Genomic DNA, 16,710 nt, shown 5'->3' with positions numbered 1-16,710 from the left:
CACTGTAGGACGCGGCGCGCGGTGTTCTACAGCGGTGTGACGTACGCCCCCGAGATCCCGCCGTCCACCAGGAAGTCGCTGGCGTTGACGAAGGAGGAGTCGTCGCTGGCCAGGAAGGCCACGGCGGCGGCGATCTCCTCGGCCTCGGCGAACCGCCCGAGCGGGATGTGGACGAGGCGGCGCGCGGCCCGCTCCGGGTCCTTGGCGAACAGCTCCCGCAGCAGCGGGGTGTTGACCGGGCCGGGGCAGAGCGCGTTGACCCGGATGCCCTCCCGGGCGAACTGGACGCCCAGCTCCCGGGACATGGCGAGGACGCCGCCCTTGGAGGCGGTGTACGAGATCTGGGAGGTGGCCGCGCCCATCCGGGCGACGAAGGACGCGGTGTTGATGATGGAGCCCCGGCCCTGGCGCCGCATGTAGGGGATGGCGGCCTTGCAGCACAGGTAGACGGAAGTGAGGTTGACGTCCTGGACGCGTTTCCACGCCACCAGGCCGGTCTCCAGGATGGAGTCGTCGTCGGGGGGCGAGATGCCGGCGTTGTTGAACGCGACGTCGACGCTGCCGTAGGTGTCGTGGGCCGCCGCGAACAGCGCCTCGACCTGCTCGGGGTCGGTCACGTCGGCCCGGACGAAGATTCCGCCGCTGTCCTCGGCGGCCGCCTCGCCCCGGGTCTCGTCCACGTCGGCGCAGACGACGTGGGCGCCCTCGGAGGCGAGCCGGCGGGCGGTGGCGAGGCCGATGCCGCTGCCCGCCCCGGTGACGACGGCGGTGCGGCCGACCAGGCGGCGGCAGACGGTCTCCTCGGTCGTTTCGCTCACAGTGCGGGGCCCTCCGTGCTCGGCGAGGCGTTGCTGATGAAGACGTTCTTGGTCTCGGTGAACGCGGTCAGCGCGTCCGGGCCGAGTTCGCGGCCGAGACCGGACTGCTTGAACCCGCCGAAGGGGGTCCAGTAGCGGACGCTGGCGTGGGAGTTGACGGACAGGTTGCCGGCCCGGACCGCGCCCGACACGCGCAGGGCGCGCCCGACGTCCCGGGTCCACAGCGAGCCGGAGAGGCCGTAGTCGGTGGCGTTGGCCAGGCGGATCGCGTCGGCCTCGTCCTCGAAGGGCAGGACGACGGCGACGGGCCCGAAGACCTCCTCGACGGCCACCCGCGCGTCCGCGTCGACGCCGGTGAGGACGGTGGGCGGGAACCAGAAGCCGGGGCCCTCGGGGGCCTTGCCGCGGATGCCGTCGGCGTCCCCGGGGACGTAGGAGCGGACGCGGTCCAGCTGGGCGCGGGAGATCAGCGGGCCCATGTCGGTGGCCTCGTCGGCCGGGTCGCCGACGCGGACGGCCTCGATCGCGGGGGCGAGCAGGGCGAGGAACCGGTCGTACACGGAGCGCTGGACCAGGACGCGGGTGCGGGCGCAGCAGTCCTGGCCGGAGTTGTCCAGGAAGGACATGGGGGTGGCGGCCGCGGCGGCTTCCAGGTCGGCGTCGGCGAAGACGATGCTGGGGCTCTTGCCGCCGAGTTCGAGGGTGACGGGCTTGAGCAGGGCGGCGCCCTTGGCGGCCACCCGCCGGCCCACGGCCGTGGACCCGGTGAAGACGATCTTGGCGACGTCCCGGTGCTCGACGAGCGCGTCCCCCGCCACCGGTCCGTGCCCCGGCAGCACCTGGAACAGCCCCTCGGGAAGTCCCGCCTCCAGGGCGAGTTCGGCCAGGCGCAGTGCGGTCAGCGGGGTCGTCTCGGCGGGCTTGAGCAGGACCGCGTTGCCCGCCGCGAGCGCCGGTGCCGTGGCCCAGGCCGCGATGGGCATGGGGAAGTTCCAGGGGGCGATGACGCCGACGACGCCGAGCGGTTCGAGGAGGGTGACGTCCAGGCCGCCGGCGACCGGGATCTGGCGTCCGGTGAGCCGCTCCACTCCCCCGGCGGCGTAGTCGAGCAGGTCGCGGACGTTGCCTGCCTCCCAGCGGGCGTTGCCCACGGTGTGCCCGGCCTGGCGGACCTCCAGCCGGGCCAGCTCCTCCAGGTGCTCGTCGACGACGGCGGCGAAACGGCGCAGCAGCCGGGCGCGGTCGCCGGGTGCGAGGGCGGCCCAGGCGGGCTGCGCCCGGACGGCGCGCGCGACGGCGGCGTCCACGTCGGCCGCGGAGGCGGCGGGGACGGTGGTGAGGACCTCCTCGGTGGCGGGGTTCAGTACGACCAGTTCTGGCGACTCGGGTGACTCGTGGGACACGTGGGCCTCACATGCGTTCGAAGGAGCGGCGCAGTTCCCAGTCCGTGACGGCGGCGTCGAACGCGTCCAGTTCGACGCGCGCCATGTTGCGGTAGTGGGCGACGATCTCGTCCCCGAAGGCGGCCTTGGCCAGGGTGCTGTTCTCCCACAGCTCGGCGGCCTCGCGCAGGGTGGTGGGGACGTGCTCGTAGTCGGCGGCGTAGGCGTTGCCGGGGCAGGGCTCGGGCAGCTCCAGCCGCTGCTCGACGCCGTGCAGTCCGGCGGCGACCATGCCGGCCACCGCGAGGTACGGGTTGACGTCGCCGCCGGGGAGCCGGTTCTCGAAACGCAGCGAGCGGCCGTGGCCGACGACGCGCAGCGCGCAGGTGCGGTTGTCGCGGCCCCAGGCGACGGCGGTGGGTGCGAAGGAGCCGGGCTGGAAGCGCTTGTAGGAGTTGATGTGCGGGGCGTAGAGGAGCGCGAACTCCCGCAGCGCCACCAGTTGTCCGGCGAGGAAGTGCCGCATGACCTCGGACATGCCGCCGCCCTCGCCGCCGTCGGCCATGGCGTTGTGGCCGTCGGCATCGGTGAGCGAGAGGTGGATGTGGCAGGAGTTGCCCTCGCGCTCGTTGTACTTGGCCATGAAGGTGAGGGACATGCCCTCCTGTGCGGCGATCTCCTTGGCGCCGGTCTTGTAGACGGCGTGCTGGTCGCAGGTGACGAGGGCTTCGTCGTAGCGGAAGACGATCTCGTGCTGGCCGGGATTGCACTCGCCCTTGGCGGACTCGACGGTGAGGCCGGCGCCGGCCATCTCGTTGCGGATGCGGCGCAGCAGGGGTTCGACGCGGCCGGTGCCGAGGACCGAGTAGTCGACGTTGTACTGGTTGGCCGGCGTCAGGCCGCGGTAGCCGGCGTCCCAGGCGTGTTCGTAGGTGTCCCGGAAGACGATGAACTCCAGCTCGGTGCCGACCTGAGCCGTGTACCCGTACCCCGCGAGCCGCTCCAGCTGGCGGCGCAGGATCTGGCGGGGCGCGGCGGGCACCGGGGAGCCGTCCTCCCAGGCGAGGTCGGCGACGAGCATCGCGGTGCCCTCGTTCCAGGGCAGCCGGCGCAGGGTGGCGGGGTCGGCGTGCAGGGCGAAGTCGCCGTAGCCGCTGTCCCAGGAGGACATGGCGTAGCCGTCGACGGTGTTCATGTCGGCGTCGACGGCGAGCAGGTAGTTGCAGCCCTCGGTGCCGTGGGCCAGGACCTCGTCGAGGAAGAAGCGCGCGGCGAAGCGCTTGCCCTGGAGGCGGCCCTGCATGTCGGGGAAGGCCAGCACGACGGTGTCGATGTCACCGGCGGCGACGAGGGCGTGCAGTTCCTCGACCCCGAGCGGGGGTGTGCGGTCTGCCACGGGGAGAGCCTCCTTCTGGCCGGGAGCCATAAGGTATTGCCGGGAACCTTTGGTTGGGAAGGGGGCGCGGCCGCGTGCGGGAGGAAACCGGCGGGAGCGTGACGGACCGGCTCGCGCCGGTGCTGCGGCCGGTGCGGGCCGGCAACGGCTTCGAGGAGGCGCTGGAGCAGATCCTCCAGGTCGTCAGGCTGGGTCTGGTGGCGGGGGGCGAGCGGCTGCCGGCCGAACGGGAGCTGGCGGAGCGGCTGGGGATCAGCCGGGTGACGCTGCGCGAGGTGCTGCGGGTGCTCCAGGACCAGGGGCTGGTCGAGGCGCGGCGCGGACGGTACGGCGGAACGTTCGTGCTCGCGCGGGCGGACGGGGGCGGCGAGGACGAGTTGCGGCGCCGGCTGGCCGGGGTCGACGTCGAGGACGTGCTGCGCTTCCGGGAGGTGCTGGAGGTGGGCGCGGCCGGGCTGTGCGCGGCGCACGGACTGGCGGACGCGGGGGCGGCGCGGTTGCGGGAGGCGCTGGCCGGCACCCGGGAGGCACCGCTGGCGCAGTACCGGCGGCTGGACACGAGGCTGCACCTCACCCTGGCGGAGCTGTCCGGCTCACCGGCGCTGGCGGCCCAGTACGCGGCCGTCCGGGCCGGCCTCAACGACCTGCTGGACTGCATCCCGCTGCTGGTGCGCAACCTGGAGCATTCCCAGCGCCAGCACGCCGCGCTGGTGGAGGCGGTGCTCGACGGCGACGCGGACGGGGCGCGGGAGATCGCCCGGGAGCACTGCGCGGGGACGGCGGCGCTGCTGCGCGGGTTCCTGACGTGAGCGCCTTGCCGCGCCGGTCCGGTGCGGCAAAGGTGTGGGGGCAGCCCATTGCCCGGTCGATCCTCAGGAGGGTGCATGGCCGACAGGCCGCTGATCGGTGTCAGCACGTATCTGGAGGCCGGGGCGCGCTGGCGCGTGTGGGAGCTGGAGGCGGTGCTGTTGCCGGCCGCGTATCCGCGGCTGGTGCAGGGGGCGGGGGGACTGGCCGCGCTGCTCCCTCCGGACGCGCCGGAGCACGCCGCCGCGGCCGTCGCCCGCGTCGACGGGCTGGTGATCGCGGGCGGCCCGGACGTGGAGCCGGTCCGCTACGGCGCCGGGACCGATCCGCGCACCGGCCCGCCCGCCCGGGCGCGGGACACGTGGGAGCTGGCGCTCATCGGGGCGGCCCTGGCGGCGCGCGTCCCGCTGCTGGGCATCTGCCGGGGCATGCAGCTGCTCAACGTCGCCCTGGGCGGCACCCTCGTGCAGCACATCGAGGGGCACGCCGAGGTGGTGGGCGTGTTCGGCGGTCACCTGGTCCAGCCGGTGCCGGGAACGCTGTACGCCGGTGCCGTGCCGGAGGAGATGTTCGTGCCGACGTACCACCACCAGGCGGTGGACCGCCTCGGCACCGGCCTGGTCGCGTCGGCGCACGCGGCGGACGGCACGGTGGAGGCCCTGGAGCTGCCGTCCGGCCCCGGGTGGGTCCTCGGGGTCCAGTGGCACCCGGAGATGGGCGAGGACCTGCGCGTGATGCGGGCCCTGGTGGAGGCCGCCCGGGAGGTCCGACGGGGCTGACCACGCCCCCTTCCCGCCACCGGCCGTCACCCCCGGCCCGGGCCCCTATAGCGGACCCGCATCGTCGGACGGAACCGGCCCCCGCGGTGAACCGGCGGCGGCTCCGGGCCCGCCACGCGGGGGGCCTACCCGCGGGTCAGTGACAGCAGCCGGCGGGCCGGTCCCGTGGGGCGGTGGCCGGTGGGCCATACCGCTCGCAGGTCGCGGGTCAGCACGACGTCCGCCACCGGGACGCTCACCAGGCGCCGGGTGGTCAGTTCCTCGCCGACGGCGAGTTCGCTCAGGACGGAGGGCCCGGCGCCGCCCACCGCGGCCGCCTTCACCGCGGTCGTCGACGACAGTTCGATCAGGGGGCGGGCCAGGCCGCCCAGCGCCGCGTCCAGGACCTGCCGGGTGCCCGAGCCCTTCTCCCGCAGGATCAGCGGGGTCTCGGCCAGCTCGGCCGCCACCAGCGGGCGCCTGCGGCGGGCCCAGGGGTGCCCCGGCGCGGTCACGACGACGAGCCGGTCGTGAGCGATGACCGCGGAGTCGAGGCCGGTCGGCACGCTCACCCCCTCCACGAAGCCCAGGTCGGCCTCGTCGGCCAGCAGGCGCTCCGCGACCGCCGCCGAGTTGCCCGCGAGCAGCGACACCGCGGTGTCCGGCAGCTGGGCGCGCAGCGCGACCAGCCAGCCCGGCAGCAGGTACTCGGCGATCGTCATGCTGGCCGCGACCCGCAGCCGCGAGTCCCGCCGGTCGCGCAGCGCCTGCGCGCCCGCGTCGAACGCCTCGGCTGCCTCCACGATCCGCCGCGCCCAGTCCGTGACCAGCGCGCCCGCGTCGGTGAGCCGGGACCCGCGCGGCGAGCGGTCCACCAGGGCGACGCCCAGCTGCCGTTCCATCGAGCGGATGCGGCTGCTGGCGGCGGGCTGGGTGATGCCCAGTTCGCGCGCGGCCCCGCCGAGGCTGCCCAGGCGGGCCACCGCCAGCAGCAGCTCCATCGCCCCGAGGTCGGGCACCCGGTGCGCCAGCGAGCCCGCCCCGGGCCGCGCCCGGCCGCCGTGTCCACCGTCCGCGCCGCCCGTGCCGGCTCCCACGCCGCCGCTCCCCGTGTCCCTGCTCATAACTCCAGCTTATGCCCTCATAGGAACATGGTCCCTGGTCAGGGGATTCGCCCGCCGGGACCGTGGGAGCATGGTCACCGCAGCCCAGCCCCGCTCTCCCGCCCCTTTCCCCGCCGTAGGCCCGCCCGTCCGGCGAGTCCCGGGCGTCCGTCATCTCGGGCCCAACTGGTACGCCTGCGTCATGGGCACCGCCGTCGTCGGTACGGCCGGGGCCGCGCTCCCGGGGCACGTGCCCGGCCTGCGTGCCGTGTGCACCGCCGTCTGGGCGCTGTCCTTCCTGCTGCTGGTGACCCTGCTGGCGGCCCGGGCCCTGCACTGGCGCCACCACCGGGACCAGGCCCGCGCCCATCTGCTCGACCCCGCCGCGGCGCCGTTCTACGGCTGTCTGTCGATGGCCCTGCTGGCCGTCGGCGGCGGCGCCCTCGCGCTCGGCCGGGACTGGATCGGCGTCCGGGCCGCGGTCGCCCTGGACACCGTGCTGTTCACGGCCGGCACGGTGATCGGACTGGTGGCGGCGGTCGCCGTGCCGTACCTGATGGCCGTACGCCATCGCGTCGAGCCGGGGCAGGCCAGTCCGGTGTGGCTGCTGCCGCTGGTCGCGCCGATGGTGTCCGCGGCCGTGGGACCGCTGCTGGTGCCGCACCTGCCGCCGGGGCAACCTCGCGAGACGCTGCTGCTCGCGTGCGTGGCGCTGTTCGGGATGAGCCTGCTCGCGACCCTGGTGACACTGCCGGTGATCTTCGGCCGGCTGCTCACCGGCGGGCCGCTTCCCCTCGTCCTCACCCCGTCGCTGTTCCTGGTCCTGGGGCCGCTCGGGCAGTCGACGACGGCCGTGGGGAAGTTCGCGGACGTGGCGCCGGGCATCGTGCCGGCCCCGTACGCCGAGGGATTCTCGGTCCTCGCCGTGCTGTACGGGGTGCCGGTGACGGGCTTCGCCCTGCTGTGGCTGGCGTTCGCCGTCGCGCACGTGGTGCGGGCCCGGCGCGCCGGCATGGGGTTCTCGATGACGTGGTGGTCGTTCACCTTCCCCGTGGGCACCTGCGTCACCGGCACCGAGGCGCTGGCCCGCGAGACGGGGCTCGTCGCCTACGACGGGCTCACCGTCGCCCTGTACGCCCTGCTCGTCGCCGCCTGGGCCGTCGCCGCCGTGCACACCGCGCGGGGCCTGCTCAGCGGAGCGCTGCTCGCAGGGCCGCGGCCAGCGCCCGGGGCGCCCGGGCCAGCGACGGCCCGTACCACGTGAGGTACCGCCCGTCGACGAGGGCGCAGGGCAGGCCGGGGAAGGCCTCCGGGCCGTCGTCGGCGGTGAAGCGGTACGGCTCGTCCGGCAGGACCACGACGTCCGGGCGGGCCGCGCGCAGCTCGTCCACCGGGACCTTCGGGTAGCGCTCGGCGTGTGCGGCGTACAGGTGGTCGACGCCGAGGCGGGCCAGGACGTCGCCCGCGAAGGTGTCGCGGCCCAGCACCATCCAGGGCCTGCGCCAGACCGGTACGACGGCCGTGGCGCGCCGCTCGGGGACCTGAACGCCGGCCCAGGCCGCCTGTGCCTCGTCCAGCCAGCGGGGCCGGGAGGGCGAGCCGCACGCGTTCAGCACCCGCTCGAGCTCGGTGAAGGCCTGCGGCACGGTGCGCACCTCGGTCACCAGCACCTCGACGCCGGCGCCGCGCAGGGCGTCCAGGTCGGGGGCGCGGTTCTCCTCCTCGTTGGCGATCACCAGGTCGGGGCCGAGGGCGAGGACGCGGTCCGTCGCCGGGTTCTTGGTGCCGCCGACGCGTACGACGTCCAGCCCGGCCGGGTGGGTGCACCAGTCGGTGGCACCGACCAGGGCCCCGGGGAGGGTGCGGGCGACGGCCTCGGTCAGCGACGGGACCAGGGAGACGACCCTCACCGGCGCGCCCTCACCTGCGGGGGCCTTCCCGGACCGCCTCGATGTGCTCGGCCACGGCGACGACGATCAGCCGGGTGTCGGGCACCGTGGCCCGCCAGCGGTGCCGCACCCCTCCGGTGAGGTACAGCGTGTCGCCGCGCCCGAGCCGGTAGGCGCGGCCCTCGGCCTCGATCTCCACGGCGCCCTCGGTGACGTACATCAACTGGTCGTTGCGGTACTGCAGTTCCCGGCCGGCGTCGTGGTCGCCGGTGAACTCGGAGGCGTGCATCTGGTGGTGGCCGCGCACCAGCGACCGCACCCTGGGCGCCAGCCCGGGGTCGGGGTCCTCGGCGCGGACCACGTCGACGCTGCACGCGGGGTCGGCGGCGGCGAGCAGCTCCACGGCCGTGGTGCGCAGGGCGTCGGCCACCTTCTCCAGGGAGCTCTGGCTGGGCCGGGCGCGGTCGTTCTCGATCTGGCTCAGGAAGGGCACCGACAGGCCGCTGCGCTCGGCCACCACGGCGAGGGTGAGTTCGAGGTCCCGGCGCCGGCGCCGTACGGCCGCGCCCACCCGAAGGTGCTGGTCTTTGTGGTCGCCCATCGCTCCGGCTCCCTCCTTCGCCCGTCGTCGTGCCGTCGCCGGGCCCCGTGCGGGGCACCGTCCTCCTGATGAGTTCTCTGCACCCTACGCATGTTCGGCAAACCGTTTCATGCGGCCGTCACATCGATGTCACGGTCCGGTGGCCGCGACCTCACATTTCTCGCCACCGGCGGGCCCGTCCGCCTCCCGCGTCACGCGCCCTACCGGTTCAAGGCGCGCACACCCTTCCATGTTCCCGCGGCCGCCGCCGCCCCGGCCGGGGCAGGCTCGGGCACGGGGTTGGCGCTCCGTGGTTGGCCGAATCCCTACCGTGTCCGGTCCCGGTACGACCCGAGGGGTGGGCCCGGTGGCGCGCCGTCAGGAGGCGCCATCGGGCCCACCCCTCGGGGTGGCCGTCACGGGTACCGCGGAGTACTGCGGCGCGGTGGCGGCCGGAGTACCGGGGCTGGTGGCCGCTACGGGGTCATCCGGCCGACCATGTCCGGGTGGTCCTCAAGCCAGGCCGCGACGGCGTCCTCCTCGTGGCCCTGGCCCCGGTCCTTGATCTCGGCCTCCAGGCTGCCCAGCTCGTCCTCGCTCATCTTGAAGTTCTTGATCCACTTCGTGAGCTGCGGGTACTGCTCGGGGAACTTCTTGCTGGAGATGGTCCGGATCGTGTTGCCCTCGCCGAAGGCCTTCTTGGGGTCCTTCAGCTTGGTCAGCTCGTAGTCGCTGTAGGCCCAGTGCGGCGACCACAGGGTGACCGCGACCGGCTCCTTCTTGGCGAGGGCGCGCTTGAGCTCGGCCAGCATCGCGGGCGTGGAGCCGTCGACGACCTCGTACTCGTCCTGGAGGCCGTAGCCCGGCAGGACCTCGTTCTTCAGGAGCTGCATCTCACCGGTGCCGGGCTCGATGCCGATGATCTTCCCGTCGAATCGGTCGGCCTTGCCCTTGAGGTCGGCGAGGGACTTGACGTCCTTCACGTACGAGGGGACGGCGATCTCCAGGGAGGTCGGCTCGTACCAGGTGCCGAGGTCGACGAGGTCGTCCTTGTGCTTCTTCCAGTAGTTGCTCTGGGCGTAGGGCAGCCATGCGTCGAAGTTGAGGTCGATGCCGCCGGAGGCCAGGCCGGTGTAGACCGGGCCGACGTCCATCTGCTTCAGGTTCATCTTGTAGCCGCGGCGCTCCAGGACGTTCTTCCACAGGTAGGTGACGGCGACGTCCTCCTCCCAGGGGAACCAGGCCACGTCGAGGGTCTGCTTCGCCTCGGCGGGGGTGGCGCCGGCGCCGCCCGCGACCGGGGCGAGCTTGTCGACGACGTCCGGGTTGGCCTTGAGCCAGGTGCGGACGGCGTCCTGCTGCTGTCCCTTGCCGGCCTTGTTGATCTCGGCCTCCAGGCTGGTGAGCTGCTTCTCCGACATGGAGAAGTCCTTCAGCCACTTGGCCACGACCGGGTTGTCGTCCGAGAAGCCCTTGCGGGACAGCGAGTGCACGCCGTCGCCCTTGCCCCAGGCGCCCTTGGGGTCCTTCAGCTTCTTCAGCTTGTAGTCGTTGTACGCCCAGTGCGGGGACCACAGCGTGGTGACGATCGGTTCCTGCTTGCTGTAGGCCCGCTTCAGCTCGGCCAGCATCGCCGGCGTGGAGCTGTCGACGACCTTGTACTCCTTGTCGAGGCCGTACTCCTTGAGGACCTTGCTCTTGAGCAGGTTCATCTCACCGGCGCTGGGCTCGATGCCGGTGATCTTCCCGCCGAAGAGACCGGCCTTGCCCTTGAGGTCGTCGAGGGAGTCGACGTCCTTCATGTACGCCGGGACGCTCAGCTCCAGCGACGTCTGGTCGTACCAGGAGCCGAGGTCCTCCAGCTGCTTGCCGTACTTCTTCCAGTACTGCTCGTGGGTGGTGGGCAGCCAGGAGTCGGTCTGGAAGTCGATGTTGCCCTGGGCGAGCGCGGTGTAGAGCGGTCCGGCCTCGAACTGCTTGGCCTCGACCTCGAAGCCGCGCTGTTCGAGGATCTCCTTCCACAGGAACGTGGAGGCGACGCCCTCGTCCCAGGGGATGTAGCCGATGGAGATCTTCTTGCCGTCGCCGACGTTCTTGCCGCCGCCCGCCGTGTCGGCGTCGTCGGAGCCGCCGCCGAACATGCCCATGCCGCCGGCCACCAGTGCGAGGATCACGATGCCGACCACGGCGACCTGCGGCCGGGGGCGGTAGGACCAGATCGTCAGTCCCTTGGCGGCGCGTGCCTTGGCGGCGGCGCGGCGGCCCAGCGGAGAGACGTGCGTGCCCAGCGCGCTGGTCATGCGGTCCAGGTAGATCGCCAGGATCACGATGGCGACACCGGCCTCGGCGCCGAGGCCGACGTTGAGCTGGCCGATGGACTCCATGACGTCGCCGCCGAGGCCGCCGGTGCCGACCATGCCGGCGATCGCGGCCATGGACAGGCCGAGCATGATGACCTGGTTCACGCCCGCCATCACCGTCGGCAGCGCCAGCGGGAGCTGCACGCGCAGCAGGGTGTTGCGGGGCGTGGTGCCGAACGCCTCGGCGGCCTCGACCAGTTCCTTGTCGACCTGGCGGATGCCCAGCTCGGTCATCCGGACGCCGGGGGCGAGCGCGAAGATCAGGGTGGCCACGATGCCCGGGGCGGAGCCGGTCCCGAAGAACAGGATCGCGGGGATCAGGTAGATCATCGCGGGCAGCGTCTGCATGAAGTCCAGGATCGGCCGCACGAAGGCGCTGACCCGGTCCGAGCGTGCCGCCCAGATGCCCACCGGCACCGAGACGACCAGCGCGATGATCGTGGCGACCAGCAGGAGCGCCAGGGTGACCATCGCGTTCTCCCACAGACCGAGGGAGTCGATGAAGGCGAACCCGACGAAGGAGAGGACACCGGCGACGGTGCCGCGCAGCCAGAAGGCCAGCACGGCGAAGATGCCGGCGAGCAGCAGCGGCTCGGGCGCCTGGAGGAGGGCGTTGATGCCGTCGTAGGCGCCGGTGAAGAGGCTCTTGAAGAAGGTGAAGAGCCAGGAGACGTTCTCGAGCAGCCAGTCGACGCTGCTGTTGACCCAGTCTCCGAGGGGAATCCTAGGCACGGCTGATCACCTTCTCGCCGCCCTTGTCCCGCGGGGAGTGGCAGACGCCGGGGGCGACGTCCTCGTCGCCGAGGAAGCCGATGAGGCGCTGGGCCGGGACGACACCGACCAGCCGGCGGTCGTCGTCGAGCACCGCGACCGCGTGGGGCACGCGGGCGCTGATGGCGCACAGCTCCGAGAACGGCGTGTCGGGCGTGGCGGTCTCGCAGTCGCAGTCGGCCTCGTCGCCGCGCACGCCGGTCTCCATGACGGCGCCCGCGGTCAGTACGCGGGAGCGGTCGACGTCCTTGGTGAAGGAGGCGACGTAGTCGTTGGCGGGACGGATGAGGATGTCCTGCGCGGTGCCTATCTGCACGATCCGGCCGTCCCGCATGACGGCGATGCGGTCGCCCAGGCGCATGGCCTCGTTGAGGTCGTGGGTGATGAAGACGATGGTCTTCTTCAGGGTCTTCTGCAGGTCGAGCAGCTGGTCCTGCATGTCGCGGCGGATCAGCGGGTCGAGGGCGCTGAAGGACTCGTCCATCAGCAGCAGGTCGGCGTCGGTGGCGAGCGCGCGGGCCAGGCCGACCCGCTGCTGCATACCGCCGGACAGCTCGTCGGGCCAGGACTTCTCCCAGCCGGCCAGGCCGCACAGGGCGAGCGCCTCGTCGGCGCGGCGTTCGCGCTCGGCGCGGGGCACGCCCTGCACTTCGAGACCGTAGGCAGCGTTGTCACGGACGCTGCGGTGGGGGAAGAGCGCGAAGTGCTGGAAGACCATGCTGATCTTCTTGGAACGGACCTCGCGCAGCTCGCGGTCGCTGAGCTCGGTGAGGTCCTGGCCCCCGAAGCGGACGTGCCCGGCGGTGGGCTCCGACAGGCCGTTGAGCATGCGCAGCAGCGTGGACTTGCCTGATCCGGACAGCCCCATGACCACGAAGATCTCGCCGGGCTCCACGGTGAAGGAGGCGTCGATGACGGCAGCCGTGGTGCCGTCGGCGCGCAGCTCCTCCCGGACGTCTCCCTGGTCCTTGCGGACGTCCCCCTGGCGCAGTCGTTCGACTGCCTGGTCCGGTTTCCTGCCGAAGACCTTGTACAGGGCCTCGGCCTCTAGTCTGGCTGACACGCTTACCTCTTGGCTCGGCGACAGGGGCAAGGTACGAAGCCTCCCTAACAGTTGAATGCATCAACCAGCTTCGACCCGGCTGCGCGCCTGCCCCGATGCTCATATGTCAAACACTCAAGTGAGCCAGTTCACACGCTCTTCCCGGTCCGTCCGCACGGCCTGCGGCATGATTGCGAGGCGTGACCGGACGACTGATGCTTCTCGACACCGCCTCCCTCTACTTCCGCGCCTACTTCGGGGTGCCGGACTCGGTGAAGGCCCCCGACGGCACGCCGGTGAACGCCGTGCGCGGGCTGCTGGACTTCATCGACCGCCTGGTGAAGGACCACCGCCCGGACCGGCTGGTGGCCTGCATGGACGCCGACTGGCGGCCGCACTGGCGGGTGGAGCTGATCCCCTCCTACAAGGCGCACCGGGTCGCCGAGGAGCGCCCGGCGGGCCCCGACGAGGAGGAGGTGCCCGACACGCTGTCCCCGCAGGTGCCGGTCATCGAGGCCGTCCTCGACGCGCTCGGCATCGCCCGCGTCGGCGTGGCCGGGTACGAGGCGGACGACGTCATCGGCACCTACACCGCGCGGGCCGCCGGCCCGGTCGACATCGTCACCGGCGACCGGGACCTCTACCAGCTCGTCGACGACGCCCGGGGGGTGCGCGTGCTCTACCCGGTCAAGGGCGTCGGCACGCTGAACCTCGTCGACGAGGCCGCGCTGCGCGAGAAGTACGGCGTCGACGGCCGCGGGTACGCCGATCTGGCGCTGCTGCGGGGCGACCCGAGCGACGGCCTGCCCGGGGTGCCCGGTGTCGGGGAGAAGACGGCGGCCAAGCTGCTCGCCGAGTTCGGCGACCTGGCCGGGATCCGGGCCGCCGTCGACGACCCGAAGGCGAAGCTCACGCCCACGCAGCGCAGGCGGCTCGCCGAGGCCGGGCCCTACCTCGAGGTGGCGCCGAAGGTCGTCCGGGTGGCGGACGACGTTCCGCTGCCGGACACCGACACCGTGCTCCCGCACGGACCGCGCGACGCGGAGGCACTGGACGCGCTGGCCGCCCGCTGGGGGCTCGGCGGGTCCCTGCAGCGGCTGCTCACCACTCTCGGCGCCTGAACCGTGCCGCGTGGGCACCCGGATCCATGAGCGACGAGCAGGGCCGGGGTGCTAGCTTAGGTATACCTAACTCCGGGAACCGCACGCAGGGAACAGGGAGGCCGTCATGGCAGACCGTCCGGCACGCACACCGCGCAAGCCGCACAGCGCGCACGTCGTCCGCACCGAGCGGCTGACCCCGCACATGCAGCGCGTGGTGCTCGGCGGCGAGGGACTGGCCGCGTTCTCCGCGGACACCTGCACCGACCACTACGTGAAACTGCTCTTCCCCGCCGAGGGGGCGACGTACCCGGAGCCCTTCGACGTGGAGCGCATCCGCGAGGAGTTCCCGCGCGAGCAGTGGCCGGTGACCCGGACGTACACCGTGCGCCACTGGGACGCCGAGCACCGCGAGATGACGCTGGACTTCGTCGTCCACGGCGACGAGGGGCTGGCCGGCCCGTGGGCCAAGCGGGTGCGGCCGGGCGAGCGCATCCACTTCATGGGCCCCGGCGGCGCCTACGCCCCCGACCCCGCCGCCGACTGGCACCTGCTCGCCGGTGACGAGAGCGCACTGCCCGCGATCGCCCGCTCCCTGGAGGCGCTGCCCGACGGGGCCCGCGCGTTCGCCTTCGTCGAGATCGAGGGCCCCGAGGAGGAGCAGAAGATCGACTCCGACGTGGACGTCGTCTGGCTGCACCGCGCCGGCCGTCCGGTCGGGCAGGCCCTGGTCGAGGCCGTGCGCGCGCTGGAATTCCCCGAGGGCAGGGTGCACGCCTTCGTCCACGGCGAGGCGGCCTGCGTGAAGGAGCTGCGCCGGTACCTGCGGGTGGAGCGCGAGATCCCCCGCGAGGACCTGTCCATCTCCGGCTACTGGCGCCTCGGTCACAACGAGGACGGCTGGCAGGCTTCGAAGCGGGAGTGGAACGCGCGCATCGAGGCCGAGCAGGAGGGCGAAGCGGCCGCGTAGCGGGCCGCGGGCCCACGAACGCGCGACCGGGGGCGGCCCTCGGTCGCCGCGTACCCGCGACCGGCGGAGGGCCCCTCTCAGTCGCCGCGTACGCGCGCGTGCAGATGCATGTCGTGCCACCCATCGGGGTGCAGCACGGCGCTGCGTCTGGTGCCCTCCAGCGCGAACCCGGCCTTCCCGGCCACCCGGCAGGACGCCTCGTTGGCCACGGCGTGGGAGAGTTCCAGACGCTGGAAGCCGACCCCGTCCAGGGCCCAGTGGGCGAGGGTCCGCGCGGCCCGTGCGGCGACGCCCCGGCCGCGGGCGCTCGCCGTCGTCCAGTAGGCGACCTCCGCCACGCCGTCGCCGAGCACCACCTCCCGCAGGGCGACCCGGCCGAGCAGCCGGTCGTCGGCCGCGTCGGCGACCGCCCACTGGGCGTTGCGCTCCCCTTCCCAGGCGCGCTGCCACTCGGTGATCCAGCCCCGTACCTCCTCCTCGGAGTCGGCGGAGCGGACGTGCCACTGGTGCATCACCGGATCCTGGAAGGCCGCGTGCACGGCGGGCGCGTCCTCGGTGCGCCACGGGCGCAGCAGCAGCCCGTCGCCGGTGGGGATCACGGGCTGCGGGACGCGGGACAGGGTGCCGGCGGCGAGGACCGGGCGCGTCAGATAGGGCATGGGGACATCCTGCCCACGGCAGCGGGCGGCGGCCCAGGCGTTTTCCCGGGCGCCTCCCGCCGCCGCGGGCTCACCGCCTCGTAGGCTGGCAGGTGATGAGACGCCGTACCCCTCCCCCACCCTCGCCCCTGCCGCAGCGCGACGGCATCGACGCGGTGCGGGTGCGGCTGCCCGCGCACGGGCCGTGGTCCACGGTGCGGGAGCACCTGGCGGAGCGGCTGTCGGGCGCGGGCGCCGGCGTGGTCGACGGCATGTTCGACGCCGGGCTGTTCGTCGGGGCGGACGGTCGCCCCGTGCCGGTCGACGCGCCGTACGTACCGGGCATGTGCGTGTGGTTCCACCGTGAGCTGCCCGCCGAGGTGCCGGTGCCCTTCCCGCTGGAGGTCGTCCACCGCGACGAGCACATCGTCGTCGTGGACAAGCCGCACTTCCTGGCCACCACCCCGCGCGGCGGCCACGTCACCCAGACCGCGCTGGCACGGCTGCGCCGGGAGCTGGGCATCCCCGCGCTCGGCGCCGCGCACCGCCTCGACCGGCTCACGGCGGGACTGGTGCTGTTCACCGTGCGCCCCGGGGAACGCGGCGCCTATCAGGGCCTGTTCGCCGACCGGCGGGTGCACAAGGAGTACGAGGCCGTCGCCCCCTACGATCCCGCGCTCGCCCTTCCCCGCACGGTCCGCAGCCGGATCCTGAAGGAACGCGGGGTGCTCGCCGCCCGCGAGGTGGACGGCGAGCCGAACGCCGTGACCCGCGTCGAGCTGCTCGACCGCCGGCCGGACGGGCTCGGGCGGTACCGGCTGGTGCCCGGCACCGGCCAGACGCATCAGCTGCGCGTGCACATGAACGCGCTCGGCGTGCCGATCCTCGGCGACCCCCTGTACCCGGTGGTGGCCGCCCCCGTGCCGGCCGGCGACTTCCGGCGCCCGCTGCAACTGCTCGCGCGGGAGCTGGCGTTCACCGATCCGGTCACGGGACGCGAGCACCGCTTCCGCAGCGGCCGGAGCCTCGGCGCCTGGACCGCGTACCAGGACTGGGCCGGGCCGGCGGACGAGGACGCCGGGGCGTAGCCGTGCCG

At 73.2% G+C, this 16,710-nt stretch carries 15 protein-coding genes; 6 read left to right on the top strand and 9 right to left on the bottom strand.

From position 1 onward, the window contains the following. Positions 1-26: 26 nt before the first annotated feature. The 3 genes from ACIBCJ_RS31015 to glnA4 are packed head-to-tail and all read right to left on the bottom strand — an operon-like array spanning position 27 to position 3,596. Positions 27-818: a 3-oxoacyl-ACP reductase gene (locus ACIBCJ_RS31015; RefSeq protein WP_365980601.1), complete on the bottom strand. Its 792-nt coding sequence runs from the start codon at positions 816-818 to the stop codon at positions 27-29. Further along, a complete protein-coding gene (locus ACIBCJ_RS31010) occupies positions 815-2,221 on the bottom strand; it encodes an aldehyde dehydrogenase family protein (RefSeq protein ID WP_365980602.1) in 1,407 nt (468 codons plus the stop codon). The genes ACIBCJ_RS31015 and ACIBCJ_RS31010 overlap by 4 nt, the downstream gene beginning before the upstream one ends. Before the next feature lie 7 nt (positions 2,222-2,228). Next, positions 2,229-3,596, bottom strand: coding sequence for a gamma-glutamylethanolamide synthetase GlnA4 (gene glnA4, locus ACIBCJ_RS31005; protein ID WP_365980603.1), 1,368 nt, complete (start codon positions 3,594-3,596; stop codon positions 2,229-2,231). Between the two features lie 74 nt (positions 3,597-3,670). Here glnA4 and ACIBCJ_RS31000 point away from each other — a divergent pair, with 74 nt between their 5' ends. Together ACIBCJ_RS31000 and ACIBCJ_RS30995 are read left to right on the top strand one after the other, a co-directional pair. Further along, positions 3,671-4,405 carry an FCD domain-containing protein gene (locus ACIBCJ_RS31000; RefSeq protein WP_362097308.1) on the top strand — a complete coding sequence of 245 codons (735 nt, stop codon included), beginning with the start codon at positions 3,671-3,673 and terminating at the stop codon, positions 4,403-4,405. Positions 4,406-4,480: 75 nt separating this feature from the next. Beyond that, the gene (locus ACIBCJ_RS30995) at positions 4,481-5,182 is read left to right on the top strand and encodes a gamma-glutamyl-gamma-aminobutyrate hydrolase family protein (RefSeq protein ID WP_365980604.1); all 702 of its coding nucleotides are present in this window, start codon (positions 4,481-4,483) and stop codon (positions 5,180-5,182) included. 125 nt (positions 5,183-5,307) lie between these two features. On the opposite strand, the gene ACIBCJ_RS30990 is transcribed toward ACIBCJ_RS30995, so the two are convergent. Then, positions 5,308-6,162, bottom strand: a complete 855-nt coding sequence (locus ACIBCJ_RS30990) for a LysR family transcriptional regulator (RefSeq protein ID WP_362097436.1) — start codon at positions 6,160-6,162, stop codon at positions 5,308-5,310. 193 nt (positions 6,163-6,355) lie between these two features. On the opposite strand from ACIBCJ_RS30990, the gene ACIBCJ_RS30985 reads away from it, so the two are divergent. Further along, the gene (locus ACIBCJ_RS30985) at positions 6,356-7,528 is read left to right on the top strand and encodes a TDT family transporter (RefSeq protein WP_365980605.1); all 1,173 of its coding nucleotides are present in this window, start codon (positions 6,356-6,358) and stop codon (positions 7,526-7,528) included. Here the strand turns inward: ACIBCJ_RS30985 and ACIBCJ_RS30980 are convergent. The 4 genes from ACIBCJ_RS30980 to ACIBCJ_RS30965 all read right to left on the bottom strand — a co-directional run bounded on the left by ACIBCJ_RS30980 (position 7,455) and on the right by ACIBCJ_RS30965 (position 12,927). Beyond that, positions 7,455-8,174, bottom strand: a complete 720-nt coding sequence (locus tag ACIBCJ_RS30980) for a helical backbone metal receptor (RefSeq protein WP_365980606.1) — start codon at positions 8,172-8,174, stop codon at positions 7,455-7,457. The genes ACIBCJ_RS30985 and ACIBCJ_RS30980 overlap by 74 nt on opposite strands. A 10-nt stretch (positions 8,175-8,184) precedes the next feature. After that, positions 8,185-8,754, bottom strand: a complete 570-nt coding sequence (locus ACIBCJ_RS30975; protein WP_362097320.1) for an XRE family transcriptional regulator — start codon at positions 8,752-8,754, stop codon at positions 8,185-8,187. Positions 8,755-9,209: 455 nt separating this feature from the next. Further along, positions 9,210-11,825 carry an ABC transporter permease/substrate binding protein gene (locus ACIBCJ_RS30970; protein WP_365980607.1) on the bottom strand — a complete coding sequence of 872 codons (2,616 nt, stop codon included), beginning with the start codon at positions 11,823-11,825 and terminating at the stop codon, positions 9,210-9,212. Then, positions 11,818-12,927 (bottom strand): betaine/proline/choline family ABC transporter ATP-binding protein, encoded by a 1,110-nt coding sequence (locus ACIBCJ_RS30965; RefSeq protein WP_365980608.1) that lies wholly within the window; start codon positions 12,925-12,927, stop codon positions 11,818-11,820. Before ACIBCJ_RS30965 ends, ACIBCJ_RS30970 begins: the two co-directional genes overlap by 8 nt. A 194-nt stretch (positions 12,928-13,121) precedes the next feature. On the opposite strand from ACIBCJ_RS30965, the gene ACIBCJ_RS30960 reads away from it, so the two are divergent. Together ACIBCJ_RS30960 and ACIBCJ_RS30955 are read left to right on the top strand one after the other, a co-directional pair. Further along, on the top strand, positions 13,122-14,027 hold the full coding sequence (locus tag ACIBCJ_RS30960; RefSeq protein WP_365980672.1) for a 5'-3' exonuclease: 906 nt from the start codon (positions 13,122-13,124) through the stop codon (positions 14,025-14,027). A gap of 106 nt (positions 14,028-14,133) precedes the next feature. Beyond that, positions 14,134-14,976 carry a siderophore-interacting protein gene (locus tag ACIBCJ_RS30955; RefSeq protein WP_362097329.1) on the top strand — a complete coding sequence of 281 codons (843 nt, stop codon included), beginning with the start codon at positions 14,134-14,136 and terminating at the stop codon, positions 14,974-14,976. 77 nt (positions 14,977-15,053) lie between these two features. Here ACIBCJ_RS30955 and ACIBCJ_RS30950 read toward each other — a convergent pair whose 3' ends face one another. Continuing rightward, complete coding sequence (locus ACIBCJ_RS30950) at positions 15,054-15,635, bottom strand: GNAT family N-acetyltransferase (protein WP_362097332.1); 582 nt, start codon at positions 15,633-15,635, stop codon at positions 15,054-15,056. A gap of 95 nt (positions 15,636-15,730) precedes the next feature. Here ACIBCJ_RS30950 and ACIBCJ_RS30945 point away from each other — a divergent pair, with 95 nt between their 5' ends. Then, entirely contained in the window at positions 15,731-16,702 is a 972-nt protein-coding gene (locus ACIBCJ_RS30945; protein WP_365980609.1) for an RluA family pseudouridine synthase, read from the top strand. Positions 16,703-16,710 lie beyond the last annotated feature (8 nt).

The sequence above is a fragment of the Streptomyces sp. NPDC051136 genome (genome assembly GCF_044455745.1).
Classification (GTDB): domain Bacteria; phylum Actinomycetota; class Actinomycetes; order Streptomycetales; family Streptomycetaceae; genus Streptomyces.
The sequence above is the reverse complement of the archived record's forward strand: the minus strand, read 5'-3'. Positions and strand labels throughout refer to the sequence as shown.

Excerpts from the sequence above, each read along its gene's own strand:
- ACIBCJ_RS30985 (WP_365980605.1), top strand. The coding sequence starts at position 6,356 with ATGGTCACCGCAGCCCAGCCCCGCTCTCCCGCCCCTTTCCCCGCCGTA.
- ACIBCJ_RS30955 (WP_362097329.1), top strand. The coding sequence starts at position 14,134 with ATGGCAGACCGTCCGGCACGCACACCGCGCAAGCCGCACAGCGCGCAC.
- ACIBCJ_RS30950 (WP_362097332.1), bottom strand. The coding sequence starts at position 15,635 with ATGCCCTATCTGACGCGCCCGGTCCTCGCCGCCGGCACCCTGTCCCGC.
- ACIBCJ_RS30945 (WP_365980609.1), top strand. The coding sequence starts at position 15,731 with ATGAGACGCCGTACCCCTCCCCCACCCTCGCCCCTGCCGCAGCGCGAC.
- ACIBCJ_RS30975 (WP_362097320.1), bottom strand. The coding sequence starts at position 8,754 with ATGGGCGACCACAAAGACCAGCACCTTCGGGTGGGCGCGGCCGTACGG.
- ACIBCJ_RS30990 (WP_362097436.1), bottom strand. The coding sequence starts at position 6,162 with ATGGAGCTGCTGCTGGCGGTGGCCCGCCTGGGCAGCCTCGGCGGGGCC.
- ACIBCJ_RS30995 (WP_365980604.1), top strand. The coding sequence starts at position 4,481 with ATGGCCGACAGGCCGCTGATCGGTGTCAGCACGTATCTGGAGGCCGGG.
- ACIBCJ_RS30960 (WP_365980672.1), top strand. The coding sequence starts at position 13,122 with ATGCTTCTCGACACCGCCTCCCTCTACTTCCGCGCCTACTTCGGGGTG.